Source organism: Dyadobacter sp. LHD-138 (assembly GCF_030929615.1).
Classification (GTDB): domain Bacteria; phylum Bacteroidota; class Bacteroidia; order Cytophagales; family Spirosomataceae; genus Dyadobacter.
The window spans coordinates 49,315-66,739 of record NZ_JAVFVU010000005.1 but is presented as its reverse complement, the minus strand read 5'-3'; the positions used below and the strand labels follow the sequence as shown (position 1 = coordinate 66,739).

Below are 17,425 nucleotides of genomic sequence, written 5' to 3'. Positions count from 1 at the left end.
ATGAAAGCAATGAATCTTAATTTCTCTGCAAGATGAAACTTTATTAACATTTAGTTAATGTTCGGATGCTTTATAACAACGAAAAACGGAGAAAAGCGGGTTGCTTTTCTCCGTTCAGGGCGTGTTTTAAGGTAATTTTAAAATCCGCCGCGATATTTATACGTACTCGATACCTTGTCGATGGCGACAATGTAAGCCGCAATTCGGAGCGAAACCTTATATTTTAGGGAGGTTTCATAGACCTTGTCAAAAGCATCTTTCATGATCCTGTCCGTGCGGCGATTGACGCGTTCCAATGTCCATTTGTATCCAATGCGGTTCTGCACCCATTCGAAATAGGAGACCGTCACACCACCAGCGTTGGCCAGAATATCGGGTACTACCATAATACCTTTATCATTGATGATATCATCGGCTTTGAAAGAAGTCGGGCCATTGGCGCCTTCCACGATCATCTTTACCTGAATACTTTCCACGTTTTTCCGGGTGATTACATCTTCTTTGGCGGCTGGCACCAAAACATCGACAGGAATGGTAAATAAGTCGTCACCTGGAATCGCTTCTGCACCTGTGAAACCTTCCAGTGATCCGTTGTTGCTATCGCGGTAGGCGATCGCCGCGGTAATATCGATCCCTTTATCGTTAAAATAAGCTCCGGAAATATCACTGATGCCGTGAATGCTCACCCCGCGTTCGCGTAAAAGAGCCGCGGCGTGTGAACCCACGTTACCAAATCCTTGTACGACAGCTGTGGCGCGGTATGGGTTAATCCGTAGTTTCTCCATACCGGTCAGTGCAGAAACCATCACACCGCGCCCGGTTGCTTCGGTCCGGCCAAGTGACCCACCCAAAACCAATGGCTTTCCGGTAACCACGGCCGGAATTGTCATACCTTTTGCTTTGGAATACTCGTCCATCAGCCAGGCCATTTCGCGCTGTCCGGTTCCCATGTCCGGCGCTGGTATATCCTGATCCGGGCCGAATACGTCCAAAAGCGCCATGGTATACCCGCGCATCAGACGTTCCATTTCACCGGCAGACATTTCGCGCGGGTTGCAGGCCACGCCACCTTTGGCACCACCATAGGGAATATCCACTACGGCACATTTCCACGTCATCCATGCCGCAAGCGCACGCACTTCGTCCAGGTTGACATCCGGATCGAAGCGAATTCCGCCTTTACTAGGCCCCAGAATGGTAGAATGTATGACGCGATAACCTTCAAAGACTTTTATTTTGCCGGAATCCATTGTGACGGGAATTCCTACGGTGACCTGTTTGCGGGGAACTTTGAGAATATGATACATTTCGTCGGATATTCCCAAAAGCGCTACGGCCTTGTCAAATCGCTGCATCATGGACTCCAATGGATTTTCTTTGTCCTTAATTGGAGCAGGTTCTATATAAGTCATTTTAATTTACTATTAAATGTCTGATAATAAGTTTGTTAATAAATTGCTTATTGATGACAATACAAACATACGCCTTTTCAACATATTTAATTGTAAACCTGTTCTGTCTTGAAATTATATAAAAAATTGATAAAAAAATATTATTTCAAAGTTATTGCGAATGAAGAAAGGATACGGTTGTTTTAGCAATTACCTCCAAATTTTTCATATGATTTTTGAGAAAATTAAGAATGAAAAAAATACAAAAAAAGGGAGCACAATTTGTGCTCCCTTTTTACTCAAAAATCGTGATCTGAAATTAAACCATTTCGATTTTAGCACCGAAACGTTTACGATCGTTTTCTTCAAGATATATTTTCCGCATACGCATGCTTAGCGGAGTCACTTCAAGATATTCGTCTTTCTGGATATATTCCATAGATTCCTCCAAAGAGAAATTAATTTTAGGAACGATACGAAGTCCGTCATCCGTACCAGAAGCACGCATGTTGGTCAATTTTTTCGCTTCCTGCAAGTTCACCACGATATCGTTTGGACGCGTGTGCTCTCCAATAACCTGACCACCGTAGATTTCTTCACCTGGTTCAACGAAGAAACGTCCGCGATCCTGCAATTTATCGATTGTGTAACCGGTTGCAATCCCTGTTCCTTTTGAGATGATAGAACCGCTCAAACGGCCAGGAATTGGCCCGCGGAATGGCTCAAAGCTTTTGAAACGGTGTGTCATTACAGCTTCTCCCTGTGTTGCAGTCAATACGTTAGAACGCAGACCGATCAAACCACGGGATGGAATTTCGAATTCCAAATGCTGCAAATCTCCTTTTGGTTCCATAATCAAAAGCTCACCCTTACGCTGTGTAGCCAATTCAATTACTTTACCAGCAGACGATTCAGGAACGTCAACCACCAATGTTTCAACTGGTTCAAGACGCTGTCCGTTTTCATCTGTTTTGAAAAGAACCTGAGGCTGACCAACCTGTAGTTCATAACCTTCACGACGCATCGTTTCGATCAAAACGGACAAGTGAAGAATACCACGGCCAAATACTAAGAACTTATCTTCAGTATCCGTTGCCTCTACGCGAAGTGCAAGGTTTTTCTCTGTTTCTTTCAACAAACGATCACGCAAGTGGCGTGATGTTACGAATTTGCCTTCCTTACCGTAGAATGGCGAGTTATTGATTGTGAACAACATGTTCAAAGTAGGCTCATCCACCGCAATACGTGGAAGTGCTTCAGGATTTTCAGCATCTGCCAAAGTATCTCCGATTTCGAAATCTTCGATACCCGTTACAGCGCAAATATCACCTGCTTCAACTTCGGCTACTTTCACTCTTCCAAGACCTTCAAAAACCTGAAGCTCTTTAATTTTTACTTTTTTGATAACACCGTCTGCTTTACAAAGAGACATAACGGCACCTTCTTTCAAAGTTCCGCGCAATACACGACCGATCGCGATACGACCCACGAATGCATTGTAGTCAAGAGACGTAATCTGCATCTGAGGTGTACCCGGGTGGATAATAGCCGCAGGAATTTGTGAAATGATGGTATCCAACAAATACGTGATGTTATCTGTAGGCGTTTTCCAGTCAGGCCCCATCCAACCTTGTTTAGAAGAACCGTAAACGGTTGTAAAGTCAAGCTGGTCTTCAGTTGCACCTAAGTTGAACATCAAATCGAACACGTTTTCCTGAACTTCTTCAGGGCGACAGTTTTCTTTGTCAACTTTGTTAACAACAACGATTGGTTTCAAACCAAGCTGAATCGCCTTTGTTAAAACGAAACGCGTTTGAGGCATAGGACCTTCAAATGCATCCACGAGTAACAAAACGCCATCAGCCATTTTAAGTACGCGTTCCACTTCACCACCAAAATCGGCGTGACCTGGAGTATCAATAACATTGATTTTGTAATCTTTGTAACGTACCGAAACGTTTTTGGAAACGATAGTAATTCCACGTTCGCGCTCAAGATCATTGTTATCAAGAATCAGATCGCCGAATTCCTGGTTTTCACGAAAAAGCTTCGAAGCATGAATGATTTTGTCGACCAATGTTGTTTTGCCGTGGTCAACGTGCGCAATAATTGCGATGTTACGAATGGATTGCATTGTTTTATAAGTCAATTGTTTACGGTTAACAGCAGGCACAGTAATAGGTGCCCCCTGGCTCGCCGCTATGCTGTGTTCTTGCTGAACTTTCTCAAATAAGGTGCAAAGATACTGACTTTTTTCGCTGAATAACAGTAATTTACAATTTTTTTATTGTTAACAATTCAAAAAAGCCATTTAGGCTAAGAGAAGTACAAAAAGTATAGGAAAATATTAGATGGTTTCTATTTGCGGGGAAGACATATTGTAAAGGTTGTCGGGATCGAAATCCACTCCATTTGCCCAGGTCAGTGTACCGTAGGAGTCAAGTTTTACTGATTTGAAATACGCCTTGTCGGCAAGATTGCTTATCAGCCCGTCATTAATTTTTTTATACTTTGCTATTAGCTCACTCAGCTCGACCACTCTAACCTCTCCGGTGTTAAACAGACAGGAAATGTTATAGTCTTGAACAGACACTATTTCTTTGATGTAGTAAAGCATAATTTATTGTAACGGATCGATTTTATTCCAGGATTTTAGCTCTTTTCCCAGATTTTTAAAGTTCTCCAATAGTTCTTTTTCATGAATAATTGCCCAGGCCTGAACCAGTTTTAGCTGTTTGGGCGGTAGATCTTCTTCAAGCAGTTCTGCCGTTTTTATGTCGATAATCGCTTTGAAATCCTGAAACTCCGCATGAAAGCGCGGTGGATTATGATCGTCAAAAAACATCCTGATTATGATACCAAGGAAACGGCTGATCTCTGGCATTACCTAATTTTTTAGCGTGTGTGATAAGAGTTAACCAATTTAAAGTTAAGAACTTGGGAGCCGAAAAACAACAAGATTAGTCTGCATTTTTAACACCACACCGTAATTAAAAATTCATAAGCATAACAAGAATTTTGCTTTCGTGGCTGTCTTTGTTTTCTTTGCAGGAATTCTATTTTCATTTTTTTTCCTACCATGAATAAAAACATAATCGCAGGAATGCTCCTGACGCTCACGACGTTGAGTTATGCGCAGGATGATGCGACAAAATACGCAGCCAGCATCACGCCGGAAGATCTAAAAAAACATTTGGTCATTATCGCTTCGGATAGCCTTGAAGGACGGGATACCGGTTCGCCGGGACAAAAAAAAGCTGCGGAATATGTTTCAAAATATTTTAAGGCGTATGGATTGCAGCCCATCGCGGATAATGGCGATGGCACGAAATCTTATCTTCAGAAATACAAGTTGTACAAACGCAGCTTTGGCGATGTATACGTGAAGATTGATGGCAAGAAATATGAATTCAATAAGGATTTCTATCTCAACGGCTTATTGAGCGTACCGGATGAAATGGAAACGCCTGTGGTTTTGGCCGGATATGGTATCGAAGAAGGAACTTACAATGACTATGCCAATCTGGATGTAAAAGACAAATCGGTGCTGATTTTTGAAGGAGAGCCTAAATCAGCGGATGGTAAATATCTTTTAAGCGGGACCGGCGAAAAAACAAAATGGAGCGGACCGATTTCATGGCAGCAAAAAGCAAAACTGGCTTTGGCAAAAGGCGCCAAGTATATCTTTATCGTTACGGATAAAAGCGGTGAGGATCTGGATAAAGAAATTCGTCAGCGCTCCGTCATGGCAAGACGTTTCAGTTCACCAACCTTAAAACCGGTTCAGGAATCGCCCAACGGCATTGCTTCTTTCGTGTTGACGCCCGATATTGCAGCATCATTGTTGAAAACGTCTGCTCAGAAATTAAACAGGATCAAAGCGGATATTAATAAAACAGGAAAGCCATTGACGAAATTGTCGACGGGCTCGATCGCTTTCAGGGTTGAACGTGTAAGTGAAACGATCGATACTGAGAATGTGGCCGCCTTCATGGAAGGTTCGGACAAGAAGGGTGAAGTTGTGGTAATATCGGCGCATTTGGATCATATCGGGATTTCACCAAACGGAGAAATCAACAATGGTGCCGATGATGACGGTTCCGGAACTGTTTCTTTGCTTGAAATCGCCGAGGCGTTCAGCAAAGCGAAAGCGGAAGGAAAAGGTCCGAGAAGGAGCATACTTTTCCTGAATGTGACGGGGGAAGAAAAAGGCCTTTTTGGCTCGGAATACTATTCGGAAAATCCTTTACTTCCTTTGGCAAACACCATTGCCAATTTGAATATCGATATGATCGGCCGTGTTGATGATGCGCATAAAACTGAGCCGAAATATGTGTACGTGATCGGCGCGGATAAGCTGTCTTCAGAATTACATGCGATCAGTGAAGAGGCCAATAAGAAATATGTAAACTATAAGCTGGATTACACGTTTAACGATCCGAAAGATCCGAACCGTTTCTACTACCGTTCAGATCACTACAATTTCGCCAAGAAAAACATACCGGTGATTTTCTATTTTACGGGTGTTCATGAGGATTATCACCGTCCGGGCGACGACGTGGAGAAAATTATGTTTGACAAACAGGCGCCGATTGTAAAACTCGTTTTCCATACCGCGTGGGAACTGGTTAACCGTGAGGACCGGATCAAAGTGGATAGCCACAAGGAATAGAAAAATTAAATTATAATGCAAAGAGACGCAAAGAATAACCAAAACTTTGCGTCTCTTTGTTTTTTAGCTGAAATGTAAATGCGTTAACAAAAATCACATATGAAAATTCTTTCATTAGTCCTTGGCCTTCTTTCATTAACCGGAGCTGTTTTTGCACAAAATGCGCCTGTTGAAAAATCGTTGTTGTGGGAGATTTCGGGAAAAGGGCTTACAAAACCTTCCTATCTTTTTGGCACCATTCATCTCATTTGCCCGGCTGATTTCTCTTTGAGTGATTCACTAAAAGAAGCGGTGACTAAAACCGAGCAGATTGCACTGGAAATTGATATGGACGATCCGGGACTTATGGCAGCGATGACCAAAACAATGTTTATGGCCGGTGATAAAAAGCTGATGGAAATCTTGTCGGAAAAGGATTATGCACATTTGAACCAGTTTTATAAAGATTCGCTTAAAATGGATATTGCGGCGTTTGGTCGGGCAAAACCGTTTATGATGATGGGGCCATTGTTTGGCCGGATTCTTGGGTGCGAGCCGCAATCGTATGAAATTTCTTTGATGGGACTTGCCGGGAAACAAAAATCGGAAGTAATCGGGCTGGAAAGTATTGAGGAACAGATGGCTATTTTTGACACCATTCCCTATGCGCGTCAGGCGGGTATGCTGGTTACGATGATCGACAAATTACCCGAAACAAAGAAGGAATTTAAGGGCCTGGTGGAATTATACAAAAATCAGGATTTACAGGGACTCTATAATCTGACGGTCCAGAGTGAATTTGGAATGGATGGACAGGATGAAGTGATGCTTTTTAAGCGTAACCAAAACTGGATCAGCCGTATTGATAAAATTGTGCACGAAAAGCCAACTTTTATAGCGGTCGGGGCGGCGCATTTGGGCGGCGAAAGAGGTGTTATTGCACTTTTGAGAAAGGAAGGGTATAAGGTTCGGGCGATTTTGAGGTAATTGCGAATTTACTCGTGTTTATCAGATTGGGATTTCCTTATTTTTACAGGAAATAACTGATTCGTACAAAATAATGGGTTACGTAGATATGAAGTGGGAGTTATTTACCGCAGGAGTAAACTATGAAGCTTTCTTATTATCAAATAAATAGCTAAATTTAATGACTTAAACGAATTGATTATGAAGGCTATAACCAAAAAAGAAAGTGTTGTCTTACCCGAGATCCAGGTTAGTAATACAATCCCGGATGTATCGAATGATCCCGTTTTTCTACAAAAAAAACAAAAAGCGGTTGCGTTTTTAAAACGGCATCCGGCTCCCAAAAATATGCTGCCGTTACAGAAATAGTTTTCGAGTGGCTAAACTAAGTCGCTGCTTGTATCAAAAAGCCGAAATCCACTTCATAATCCATTCTGGGTTAAAGAACAATAAGATGATTGCTGCAAGAAACAATCCGGCAATAACTTTTCCACTGAAGCCATCATGGGATCGCAGCGTAGTCTGGTTTGTGCTTTTGAAAAACAGGAGATAGGGTAGTCTTAAATAATAAGCCAGGGCGACTGCGGCATTTAAAATTCCGCCAATTAACAACCAGAGCATCCACGGAAATCCCTGGTCGTGGTAACTATCCCAGAGTGCCGAGAAAATCAGCCATTTTGAAGTGAAACCAACCGTTGGCGGAAGTCCGGCCAATGCGACCATAATGGCGGTAAGCACGCCGGAAATCCAGCTATTGTTTTTGCCCAAACCTTCGAAAGCGGATAATTCGGTGGTTGCACGGGGCTGCAAAAGATCAATCAAAAAGAAAGCACCCATATTGATTACCAGATATGCAGCGGTATAGAATACGGCCGTTTCAAAACCGAAACGACTGTAAGCCGCGACACCGACCACAAGATAACCGGCCTGTGCAATCGATGAATAAGCCAATAGCCTGCGGGCATTGGATTGCCACAACGCGCCAACATTGCCGATGGTAATGCTGATCAGTGCAACACCGCCGAGTACCGGGAAATATTGTGATGGTAAGACCGAAGCAAGCCGCATGAGCACAAGAATAACCGCCGCCTTGGGTGCAACAGATAAAAAAGATACCAAGGGCGTAGGCGCCGCTTCATACACATCAGGTGTCCATACGTGGAATGGAACAAGCGATAATTTGAAAAGCAACCCGGCCAAAGTAAGCAAAATCGTAACCGTGATGACGAGGTTTGAATTGTTCAGCAAACCTGCGGTCATCGCTTCGTTGGTAATGTCCAGTGTGCCGGTTAGGCCATAAATAAACGATATGCCATAAAGCATCACCGCGGAGCTAGCAGCACCGAAAAGCAAATATTTCAAGCCTCCTTCCGCTGCTTTTTTATAAGGCGATATGGCAACCAGCAGATAACTGCTGATGGAGATAAGTTCCAGACACAAATATATGGTCAGCAAATGCGTTGACATCGTCAGCAGGCTGAGTCCGGTGACCGTTGCGATCAGGATGGCATTAAATTCGGGCGGAAAATCGTATTTTAGAACCCTGACGTGAATCAGCGTAAAAATCCAGGCAACAATGATCATCACCTTGAAAAACACGGCCTGATGATCCAGAAACAATAACGGATAAAAACGAAACGAAGGTTTATCATGCCACTGACCTAAAACCAGAATCAATGCGATGACACTACCGGTCAGTGCGATGTTGTGGAGTAGGGAGGAAGCCTTCTTTTTTTCGAATTGTTTAAACAGAACCAATTCTGAAAAAAGAAAAAAACAGAAAAACACTGCCAGGAAAATCTCAGGAGCAATTCCTCCCAAGCTTTGGCGTATATGGATGAGTTGTTCGTTTAAGTTCAAAAGCGCGGGTACAATTTTTTTGGCAAAAGTACACAAAGATGGTAGGGAATCTATAAGATCAAAAGGAATGTTTGATATTCCAATTAGATTTTTTCTAAATAACCACCTTTCGGATACCCGAATTTACTTTATAAACTAAATCAAATCATGAAAAATTTTCAAAAGATTCTGCTTGTCGCCATTTTACTTTTTGGCGTGAAGGCAATGGCGCAGGATTCAGAAGGCTTAAAAGGTACACCTTTCAAGTTGGTTCAATATACAGATGACAATTCGCCTTATCTGACAAAAGAATGGTTCCGGGGATTGGCCAGGGATAATGCGGGGAAGCCCTATGATGGTGTGCTGCTAAACTACGATCTGACAAAAGATGAAGTAGTTTATAAAACCGATTCCGGTGCTTACGTTCTTGGGCCGGAAATAACCGAGTTCAACATCCCCACGGGAACGGAGTTATTTACTTTTAAAAGTGGTTTTCCGGCTACTTCCGATGGTTTGACCAGCAAGAGTTTTTACCGGGTACTTTACGATGGGAACACCAAGTTGCTGAAACATTACAAAAAATCGGGCTCAACGGCTACACAGGAAAGTTTATACATTCTGAAAGGGGATAAACTTTCATCCATTCAGCTGAAAGACCGGAACAGTTTTTTGAAAATCCTTTCGGATGAAAAAAATAAGATGAATTATGTGATCAAAGAAGAAAATCTTGATTTTGACGGAGCCGATGACGTAGCCAAACTGCTCGCCGAATATGATGCTTACAAAGCAGGCCGGGGAGGAAACTAGAAAAATTACTGATACCAAAAGTAAAAAGCCTGAACGGGATTTATTTTCCATTCAGGCTTTTTACGTACTAAATTATATCGCTATTGGGCTGCGTCTTCTACCTTTTTCTTCTTTTTGGTAAAAACATAAACCACCCCAAAATGACTTTTCAATACACCGCTGTCAAACTTATCCTTTACATAGGGATTCAATTCCAACGCCAGCTGAATATTTCGGTTTTGCGGCAAAGGTTTGATCCGGACGCCAACATTGAAAGAATATCCATCGACAGTAATCAGATCAGCCTTTGAGTCGGCGATACGATACAGCGGATTCAACCGTACACCACCGCCAAAATACCATTGTGTAACTTCTCCTCTTTTGAAATTGATCATCGGAAGAATATCAACACTCAGGCTGCTGAAAAGCGAATTGGTCTGGAAGCGGCTGTCAACCCAGAAAACTTTTCTTGGGTTGGTACTTATCGTCAATAAATTGCTCCACGGATAATAACCTACGGATCCCTGCGCCATCAATCCTTCGCGGCCGCAAATTAAAAAAAACACAACGAGGATTATAAGTCGTTTCATGGATAAGTCTGATGTTGAAAATAGTATGCTTCACACAATGGAATGAAACTATCGGCGTAGTGCCTTGCTCATTTTTCCTGCGGCCTGCATCGTGTTCATTTTCTTCATCATCTTACGCATTTCATCAAATTGCTTAAGGAGGTTGTTAACCTGCAAAATTGACGTTCCACTTCCCGTAGCAATACGTTTTTTACGGCTTCCGTCAATCATATCCGGGTTTTCGCGCTCCTTCTTGGTCATCGACTGGATGATCGCCTCAATCGGTTTGAATGATTCGTTGTCAATGTTCACATCTTTCATGGCACTTCCCATACCCGGGATCATACCGATCAGATCTTTCACATTACCCATTTTTTTGATTTGCTGAAGCTGGCCCAAAAAGTCGTCAAAATCGAACTTGTTCTGACGCATTTTGGCATTAATTCTTTTCGCCTCATCTTCGTCAAACGCCTGTTGTGCACGTTCAACCAAAGAAATAACGTCACCCATTCCCAGAATCCTGCTCGCCATACGATCAGGGTAGAAGGAGTCAAGGGCTTCCATTTTTTCCCCTGTACTGATGTATTTGATCGGTTTGTCAACGATCTGGCGGATTGAAAGAGCAGCTCCACCACGGGCATCACCATCTAATTTAGTCAGTACGACGCCGTCAAAATTCAGGCGGTCGTTGAAGGTTTTTGCCGTATTCACAGCATCCTGACCCGTCATGGAATCCACAACGAATAGGATTTCAGAAGGTTTTACTGCGGATTTGATATCCTCAACCTCCTGCATCATCACCTCATCCACAGCCAAACGACCAGCTGTATCGACGATAACGATCTTTTTACCTACTTTTCTTGCATGTGCAACCGCGTTGGTAGCGATGGAAACGGCATTTTTATTTTCCGGTTCAGAATAAACTTCCACACCAACCTGTTCTCCAAGCACTTTCAGCTGGTCAATCGCAGCCGGACGGTAAACGTCGCAGGCTACCAGAAGAACCTGTCTGCCTTGTTTTTTCAATAAAGCAGAAAGTTTTCCGGAAAAAGTTGTTTTACCAGAACCTTGTAAACCGGCAATCAGAATAACGGCAGGGTCTCCCTTGATGTTGATTCCTTCGGCCTGGCCGCCCATCAGTTCAGTTAATTCTTCCTGAACGATTTTGACGAACATCTGCCCCGGTTCAACAGATATTAATATTTTACGGTCAAGTGCTTTTTCCCTGATCCGGTCTGTAATATCTTTTGCAATCTTGAAATTTACGTCGGCGTCAACCAACGCTTTACGAACCTCTTTTGTAGTAGCAGCAACGTTTATATCGGAAATGCGATCCTTCCCTTTTAAAGTACGAAAGGCATTGTTTAGCTTATCCTGTAAGTTTTCAAACATAAATGGGTATGGATGAGATCGGAACTTGAATTGAAATATTGCACAAAGGTATAAATAAAATAAGGAGTACAGGAAAGTTGATTCCCATACTCCTTATTTTTATTCAATTTTTAACGATGTATTTGATGAAAATATTATTGTTTCAGGGCAACACTTAGCTCAGCTGGCTTAGGCGCACCGATTCCGTCGAGCGCGTATTGTTTGCTGATGCCCTCATTTACGTAATAATAAGTGTCCCAGAAATTTTCACTCAGTGTCCAGACGCGTACGTCAAAGAAAATTGCATTTTCTGTTAATTTGGTAACCAGGATATCATGTTCGACGTCTTTTAAAGCGGTCGGACAAGCGTCAGTTACTTTTCGGATGGATGCGCGGATGGCGTCAACACCATTCTGGCTGCCGGCTGCAAACACCATATCCACACGGATTTTTCCCTTGCCTGAAATATTGGTAATCGGTGCGGTCGATAATGCGCCGTTTGGCAGAATAATTGTTTTATTATCGACTGTTACGAGAATTGTATTGAAAATCTGGATCGCTTCCACAACACCGGTGAACCCCTGCGCATTGATCAGGTCGCCGACACGGTAAGGTTTGAAAATAAGGATCAGTACACCACCCGCAAAATTTGCAAGACTGCCCTGCAAAGCAAAACCAACGGCCAAACTGGCAGCACCCAAAACGGCAACAAAAGAGGTGGTCTGGATACCTAAAATTCCGGCAATACTCAAAAGGAGCATGACGTTGAGCATAACACTCAGCAGGGAGTTAAGAAACGGTTGAACATCACGGTCCACGTGTCTTTTGTCCATTAATGTGCTAACCATCGAAGTGATTTTTCCGATGACTATTCTACCAATAATAAGTACGAGGATCGCCAGCAAAATTTTCCCGCCGTACTCTGATGCCGTCGCAATGATCTGTGCTTTGATAAGGTCGTAATTCATAATTTTGAGGTTAGTGAACGTATAATGAGTTGATTTTCTAAATTTAGACAAATAGTAGATTAATAAGTCACTGTTGTTCTCAAAAAATAAATATAGAGGTCAGCGTCCTTTGACAGACCTGTTGTCCGTTATCGTTTTCCATTGAAATTATATTGCACACCCATCACAAAAGTCCTCGGAGCGGCCGCGTTGTAAGTGGTCCGGTCGGTGGTATTATTGCCTCTGGTTGCGTTGGCTGCATACAAAACATCGGTCAGATTGAGAATATTGGTAAATAATTCGATGCCTTTCCACTGATAACCCACCCGGAAATTAAGGACATTATACCCGTCGGCACGGACTGTGTTGACCTGATTTTGAAAATAGTCGGCTACATGCTGCCATTCCACCGAGGTACGGAAATTCTTGAACCATGCAGGATAATAACTGAATTCGGAGTTCCAAAGCCAGCGTGGTGACGAAGGCATATCGTTTCCGTTTACATTTTTTACGGCATCAGCCTCACGGTTGCTCAAAATAAATTCTTCATAACGGTGCATGGCCGTTGTCCCGCCAAAACGGAAGAAAAATTCTTTTGTCGGTTTATAGGTAAGACCAAATTCCACACCGCGATGAAGCGTTTTTCCGGCAGATTGATAATCATAGGAATTGTCGGGCAAACGCACATTCAGTAATTCATTTCGCCCGTTCATCTGATAAAGTGCCAGATCGAGATAAACCTTGTTTTCCAGCATTGACATCCAGCCACCAATTTCTGCATTATTGAACTGAGCCGGCTGAAGGTTATAGTAAAATAGATCACCGTTTGGAAGTGGTGTCGTCCGTTTGCGGAAAATGGAAGTCAGGCCTGGAGGCGAGAATCCGCGGGAATAATTGGCATAAATACCCTTGCCTTTGCCCAGATCATAAGTTGCCCCGATTTTCGGTGTGAACTGGCTGTAAGATTTACTGCCGGAGGTATTGTCGAGGTAATTGGAATAATCAAAAGCCATACGGTCGTAGCGGATACCAGCTGAGATTCGCAATTTTGGTATCGGTTCGAAATCGTATTGCGCGTAAAGCGCTGAATTTTTGATATCCGCTTCATAGTCCGAATTCCTGATATCCGGACGTTCTTTTACGATGGTATACTTTTCAACCGATTTTTTGTCTGCCCGTAACTGTGCCGCCAGATCGATCTGATACGACCAGTAGGTGGAAGGAGAAAAATCCAGCACGGTCCCTGCAATCAGTTTGGAATTCAAAAAATTGAAACGCTGGCTATGCTGCGCGATTAATCCAATACTTTTAAAGTTGCTGGAATTGATCTCACCCCTGGCAGTCTCCTGTCCGGTTGTCCATTTGATACCATAACTCGGATTTTGTCCGTGCTCATTTTTTCTTGCAAAAGCGGTAATAAATGATTGGGAACCATTACTCCAGTCTTTTTCAAAGGTTAACCGGGTACGCAGGGAATTTGATTTTCGATACGTAAAATCCGTTGTGCTAACATATTGGCGTGAAAAAAACGCCGTGCTATCCACGCTTCCGCCGGTCTGCGAATCGTAATGGCTATAAGCAAATGTATAAATCAACCGGGTTGATGGCGTGAACTGATATTCGAGCCGGGCATTCAGTGAATTTTTATCATAGTCGGAGTTTTTCATCCAGCTATGGGTTTGTTTCGATGTAAAACCACCGACATATACACCAAATTTTCCAACCGTTCCGCCGGCGCCATATTGTAATCTTCTGTAACCCCATTGATCGGCCTGGATCCCAATTTTTGCCGTGGGTACTGAAGTAGGGCGTTGCGTGATGTAATTTATGGCACCACCCACCGCTTCCGGACCATAGATGGAGGAAACGGGACCTTTCACAACCTCAATAGAGCTGATCGCAAACTGGTTAAATTCCAGAATCGAGTTGTGATTAAAAACGCCCATAGGACGGATTGGGATACCATCTTCCATATAAAGAAAATAAGCGTTGGTGGTAAACGGCTGGCGGATGGCCATGGAATGCTGTTCATTGCCAAGGTTCACCATCATCACGCCGGGCACTTTGTTGATCAGTTCCACCATGGCCGTTGCTTTGGTTTCCTCAATCATCCGCGGCGAAAGTTTTGAAATCGCAATCGGTGATTCCGTCCGTAAACTGGCTTCCCGGTTACCCGTTACAATCAGGGATTGCAGGTTTTCAACGGCGGGTTCCAGGGCAATGCGGAGCGATTCGTTCTCCTTTGGGGTCACTTCTACGGTGTTGTAGCCAATGCTGGATATTTTAACCGGATCGTTTTTTTCGGTTTTCCGGATCGAGAAGTTTCCCGTATTGTCTGTGGTGGTTCCGCCGGCGGCAGTTAATACGGTAGCGCCAATGACAGGTTCTTTGGTTTGCGCGTCATACACTTTTCCCTGAATGGTCTGGGCAAGAGTGCTTAACGTAACGCAGGAAAATATAAAGAGAGAAAATAGTTTCAGTTTCATTCCCAGGTAATTTAATACGAATTAGTCAGGTTGGATCCGCCTGTGATGCCCTTATGGGGAAGAACATTGCCGACGGATCATGATAAAACATGCGGGAGAAACCCGTAGTTTTTAAATAGAAAATGACAAAAAACGAACTCAGTATATTTTGGGCGGTTGTAAAATACCGAAACAGGGCGTGGAATAACGGAGAAGATTGTAGTAGAAAGAAACTTTCTGTTCGTCGCCAAAAAACGATTCAGAATGAAGAAAATCAAAAGCAAATACGGGCTGGGTGAATAATTGCAGGACGGGAGAGTTCTGGACCCGTTCGGTGGTTTCCTTATCTTGTTTGTCCTGTTGCTGCTTTAATTTCTTAGCCAGATAACATTTTCCGTCGCAATTGAGCTGTGGTTTATCCCGGTTTTCGCATAGCACGCGGGCGATGTAATCCCGGTTAAAATGGAAATACGCGATCGTTCCCCACGGACTGATGGTGGGTAGCATGATTGCCAATAACAGGATGGATGTTATAAACGAACGCATGAATAAAATTGAAAATAGCATGAACAGTAATCGCCTGTCTGCTTAAAATGCAGTCAGCGCGAGCTCATCGGTATCTGAAAATAAAGGGTGCGGTGTTATGCCGGCGGATGGAAAATATCGTCTACGGAAACACGCGCGGAAGGGGGCGAGACGTAATTGAAAGAAAGAGGGGAGTGTACTCTATAAGAAATTTGCGGCGGCACCGCGACCTGGTCTTGGTAATCCAGTACGTGATCCAGTATTTGCGACATGTAGTCGCGCTCTGCCTGCCGTTTTTCCTGTTCTTCCAGGGCAGCGATTTTCTTTGCCAGATAACATTTCCCGTCGCAGTGCATTTGTGGACGGTTTCGGTTTATGCAAAGGTTTTTAACAATGTAATCACGACGGATTTCAAAGTCCAGATACAAAAGCGGTATCACCCACACTTTTACAAGCATGAGGCCGAGCAAGCCAAGCGATATCCATTGTTTCTTAGGACCTTTCACAATTGATCATGATGTTTTGAAAACATCCCTTGAATGTATTTTGATGCAAAGGTAGTTAGCAGGAATCAGAAAGTGATTTTTAAACTAAAATTTATAAGCCCCGGCTGCTATTTACACCTGAAAAACAGCTGGGTAGTGAAGCCGCCGGAAACCAGGAATTTCTGCATATACCTGGTATGACCAATGCCGGGATAATAATCCGGCGAGATGGTGCCGCGGGTACGCATGGCAATTACGCTCCTCGCCAGAAAGCGCAGGGAGAATTTTTTGTTAAGTGGCAGATCATAGGTCATATAGCCTTCCGCGCCAAAAGCGATGTTTTTCTTATCGTAAAAGGTGGCATTATAATCACCAAATGTCGCGCCCTTGAAGTGATAATTCCCCTTGAAACCGGCGATGGAAAGGATCGGCCCGATACCAATGCTCATGGGTCTGGTCCTATTTTTTTTCTCAAAACCTACTTTGAAATAAACGCCCTGAAATTTCTGATTGCTGATTTGCAGTGCAGTATCCGTCTTTGAATTTCCACTGGCAAAACCGGCGCCGATGAGCATACTTCTCCGGGTTTTTTGGGTGTTGAAACGGACATAAGGTTCAATAATCACCGTTTTTCTGATAAAATATTGATCCGGTAAGATATAAGAAGGAATCCCTTTTACTATATCAAGACCCAGGTAAACCGGCGTCGAATAGATTTTCTGGGCACTACCATTGATCCATGTCAGGTTCATGACAACAAGTATAATGAGGGCTCTCATAAAGATATGTTTACGCTGATTCCGTGACCGCCAGAACTGCTCACCAGTGTTATGTCTCGTCTTAGATAGGACTCATAACTGACATTGACTTCGCTGAAAGTGGACTTGCTGTTACGCCACGTCCCGGGACTTTTGGTGTCTGTAACAAAACCACAATGATCCTTGTAATGAAAGTCCCGCTTATAAAAAAGTGTAAGTGTATCAACGCGGTTTTGAAATTCGAAAATGTATGTGGTGCTATCTGCATTTAATGAGATTGGCAAACTAAGGTCGGGAAACGGCCGCGAGGTATTGAAATCCTCAACCTGTTTTTTGAAAATTTGCTGATCCAGTGCGCCCATTGCCTCTATCTTCTTCAAATGGAGCGAATCCTTTCCCCTGTTGAAGTTAATACCAACAGTCAGTTCTTTTTGCGGGCCACAGTCGGTACAACTGTATAAAATCAAAATCAGTAAGAATAGCGGTAAAAGGTTTTTCATTGTAGGGTCGTTAGGTATATCCTATTCGAGGACAACGAAAATGTTGAAATGGTTGTCCTGGTTTTTATTATTCCACATTTTTTTGAAATCTATGATTCCATACAGGTTGTGTTGAAATGATATTTTTAAATTTATGTGAAAGTAGCGGTAATCTAAAAGAAGGTTGGACTAT

Annotated in this window: 17 protein-coding genes and 1 pseudogene; 5 read left to right on the top strand and 13 right to left on the bottom strand. The window is 43.1% G+C overall.

Going from position 1 to position 17,425, the window contains the following annotated elements; all coding sequences use genetic code 11:
- Positions 1-137: 137 nt before the first annotated feature.
- The 4 genes from RB622_RS04495 to RB622_RS04480 all read right to left on the bottom strand — a co-directional run bounded on the left by RB622_RS04495 (position 138) and on the right by RB622_RS04480 (position 4,275).
- Positions 138-1,412 carry a Glu/Leu/Phe/Val dehydrogenase gene (locus tag RB622_RS04495; protein ID WP_308045325.1) on the bottom strand — a complete coding sequence of 425 codons (1,275 nt, stop codon included), beginning with the start codon at positions 1,410-1,412 and terminating at the stop codon, positions 138-140.
- 298 nt (positions 1,413-1,710) lie between these two features.
- Positions 1,711-3,525, bottom strand: coding sequence for a translational GTPase TypA (gene typA, locus RB622_RS04490; RefSeq protein WP_308045518.1), 1,815 nt, complete (start codon positions 3,523-3,525; stop codon positions 1,711-1,713).
- 213 nt (positions 3,526-3,738) lie between these two features.
- Positions 3,739-4,008, bottom strand: coding sequence for a DUF2442 domain-containing protein (locus tag RB622_RS04485; protein ID WP_308045324.1), 270 nt, complete (start codon positions 4,006-4,008; stop codon positions 3,739-3,741).
- A 3-nt stretch (positions 4,009-4,011) separates the two neighbouring features.
- Positions 4,012-4,275, bottom strand: a complete 264-nt coding sequence (locus tag RB622_RS04480) for a DUF4160 domain-containing protein (RefSeq protein ID WP_308045323.1) — start codon at positions 4,273-4,275, stop codon at positions 4,012-4,014.
- A gap of 195 nt (positions 4,276-4,470) precedes the next feature.
- On the opposite strand from RB622_RS04480, the gene RB622_RS04475 reads away from it, so the two are divergent.
- The 4 genes and pseudogenes from RB622_RS04475 to RB622_RS04465 all read left to right on the top strand — a co-directional run bounded on the left by RB622_RS04475 (position 4,471) and on the right by RB622_RS04465 (position 7,377).
- Positions 4,471-6,063, top strand: a complete 1,593-nt coding sequence (locus RB622_RS04475; RefSeq protein WP_308045322.1) for a M28 family peptidase — start codon at positions 4,471-4,473, stop codon at positions 6,061-6,063.
- A 99-nt stretch (positions 6,064-6,162) separates the two neighbouring features.
- On the top strand, positions 6,163-7,029 hold the full coding sequence (locus tag RB622_RS04470) for a TraB/GumN family protein (protein ID WP_308045321.1): 867 nt from the start codon (positions 6,163-6,165) through the stop codon (positions 7,027-7,029).
- 22 nt (positions 7,030-7,051) lie between these two features.
- Positions 7,052-7,180, top strand: a pseudogene (locus tag RB622_RS30300) (DUF6934 family protein); the annotation flags it as partial.
- Positions 7,181-7,209: 29 nt separating this feature from the next.
- Positions 7,210-7,377 carry a hypothetical protein gene (locus tag RB622_RS04465; protein WP_308045320.1) on the top strand — a complete coding sequence of 56 codons (168 nt, stop codon included), beginning with the start codon at positions 7,210-7,212 and terminating at the stop codon, positions 7,375-7,377.
- A 33-nt stretch (positions 7,378-7,410) separates the two neighbouring features.
- Here RB622_RS04465 and RB622_RS04460 read toward each other — a convergent pair whose 3' ends face one another.
- Positions 7,411-8,868 (bottom strand): NADH-quinone oxidoreductase subunit N, encoded by a 1,458-nt coding sequence (locus RB622_RS04460; protein WP_308045319.1) that lies wholly within the window; start codon positions 8,866-8,868, stop codon positions 7,411-7,413.
- 147 nt (positions 8,869-9,015) lie between these two features.
- Between RB622_RS04460 and RB622_RS04455 the strand changes: the two genes are divergently transcribed.
- Positions 9,016-9,654, top strand: coding sequence for a hypothetical protein (locus RB622_RS04455; protein ID WP_308045318.1), 639 nt, complete (start codon positions 9,016-9,018; stop codon positions 9,652-9,654).
- Between the two features lie 80 nt (positions 9,655-9,734).
- Here the strand turns inward: RB622_RS04455 and RB622_RS04450 are convergent, their stop codons facing one another.
- The 8 genes from RB622_RS04450 to RB622_RS04415 form a co-directional block, all read right to left on the bottom strand.
- A complete protein-coding gene (locus RB622_RS04450; RefSeq protein WP_308045317.1) occupies positions 9,735-10,223 on the bottom strand; it encodes a hypothetical protein in 489 nt (162 codons plus the stop codon).
- A 48-nt stretch (positions 10,224-10,271) separates the two neighbouring features.
- Positions 10,272-11,594 (bottom strand): signal recognition particle protein, encoded by a 1,323-nt coding sequence (ffh, locus tag RB622_RS04445; protein ID WP_308045316.1) that lies wholly within the window; start codon positions 11,592-11,594, stop codon positions 10,272-10,274.
- A 134-nt stretch (positions 11,595-11,728) separates the two neighbouring features.
- Complete coding sequence (locus RB622_RS04440; RefSeq protein ID WP_308045315.1) at positions 11,729-12,541, bottom strand: mechanosensitive ion channel domain-containing protein; 813 nt, start codon at positions 12,539-12,541, stop codon at positions 11,729-11,731.
- A 128-nt stretch (positions 12,542-12,669) separates the two neighbouring features.
- Positions 12,670-15,006, bottom strand: coding sequence for a TonB-dependent receptor (locus RB622_RS04435; protein ID WP_308045314.1), 2,337 nt, complete (start codon positions 15,004-15,006; stop codon positions 12,670-12,672).
- Positions 15,007-15,144: 138 nt separating this feature from the next.
- The gene (locus RB622_RS04430; protein ID WP_308045313.1) at positions 15,145-15,531 is read right to left on the bottom strand and encodes a hypothetical protein; all 387 of its coding nucleotides are present in this window, start codon (positions 15,529-15,531) and stop codon (positions 15,145-15,147) included.
- 95 nt (positions 15,532-15,626) lie between these two features.
- The gene (locus tag RB622_RS04425) at positions 15,627-16,016 is read right to left on the bottom strand and encodes a hypothetical protein (RefSeq protein WP_308045312.1); all 390 of its coding nucleotides are present in this window, start codon (positions 16,014-16,016) and stop codon (positions 15,627-15,629) included.
- 107 nt (positions 16,017-16,123) lie between these two features.
- Positions 16,124-16,774, bottom strand: coding sequence for a hypothetical protein (locus RB622_RS04420; RefSeq protein WP_308045311.1), 651 nt, complete (start codon positions 16,772-16,774; stop codon positions 16,124-16,126).
- Positions 16,771-17,253: a hypothetical protein gene (locus RB622_RS04415; protein WP_308045310.1), complete on the bottom strand. Its 483-nt coding sequence runs from the start codon at positions 17,251-17,253 to the stop codon at positions 16,771-16,773. The genes RB622_RS04420 and RB622_RS04415 overlap by 4 nt, the downstream gene beginning before the upstream one ends.
- Between the last annotated feature and the right edge of the window lie 172 nt (positions 17,254-17,425).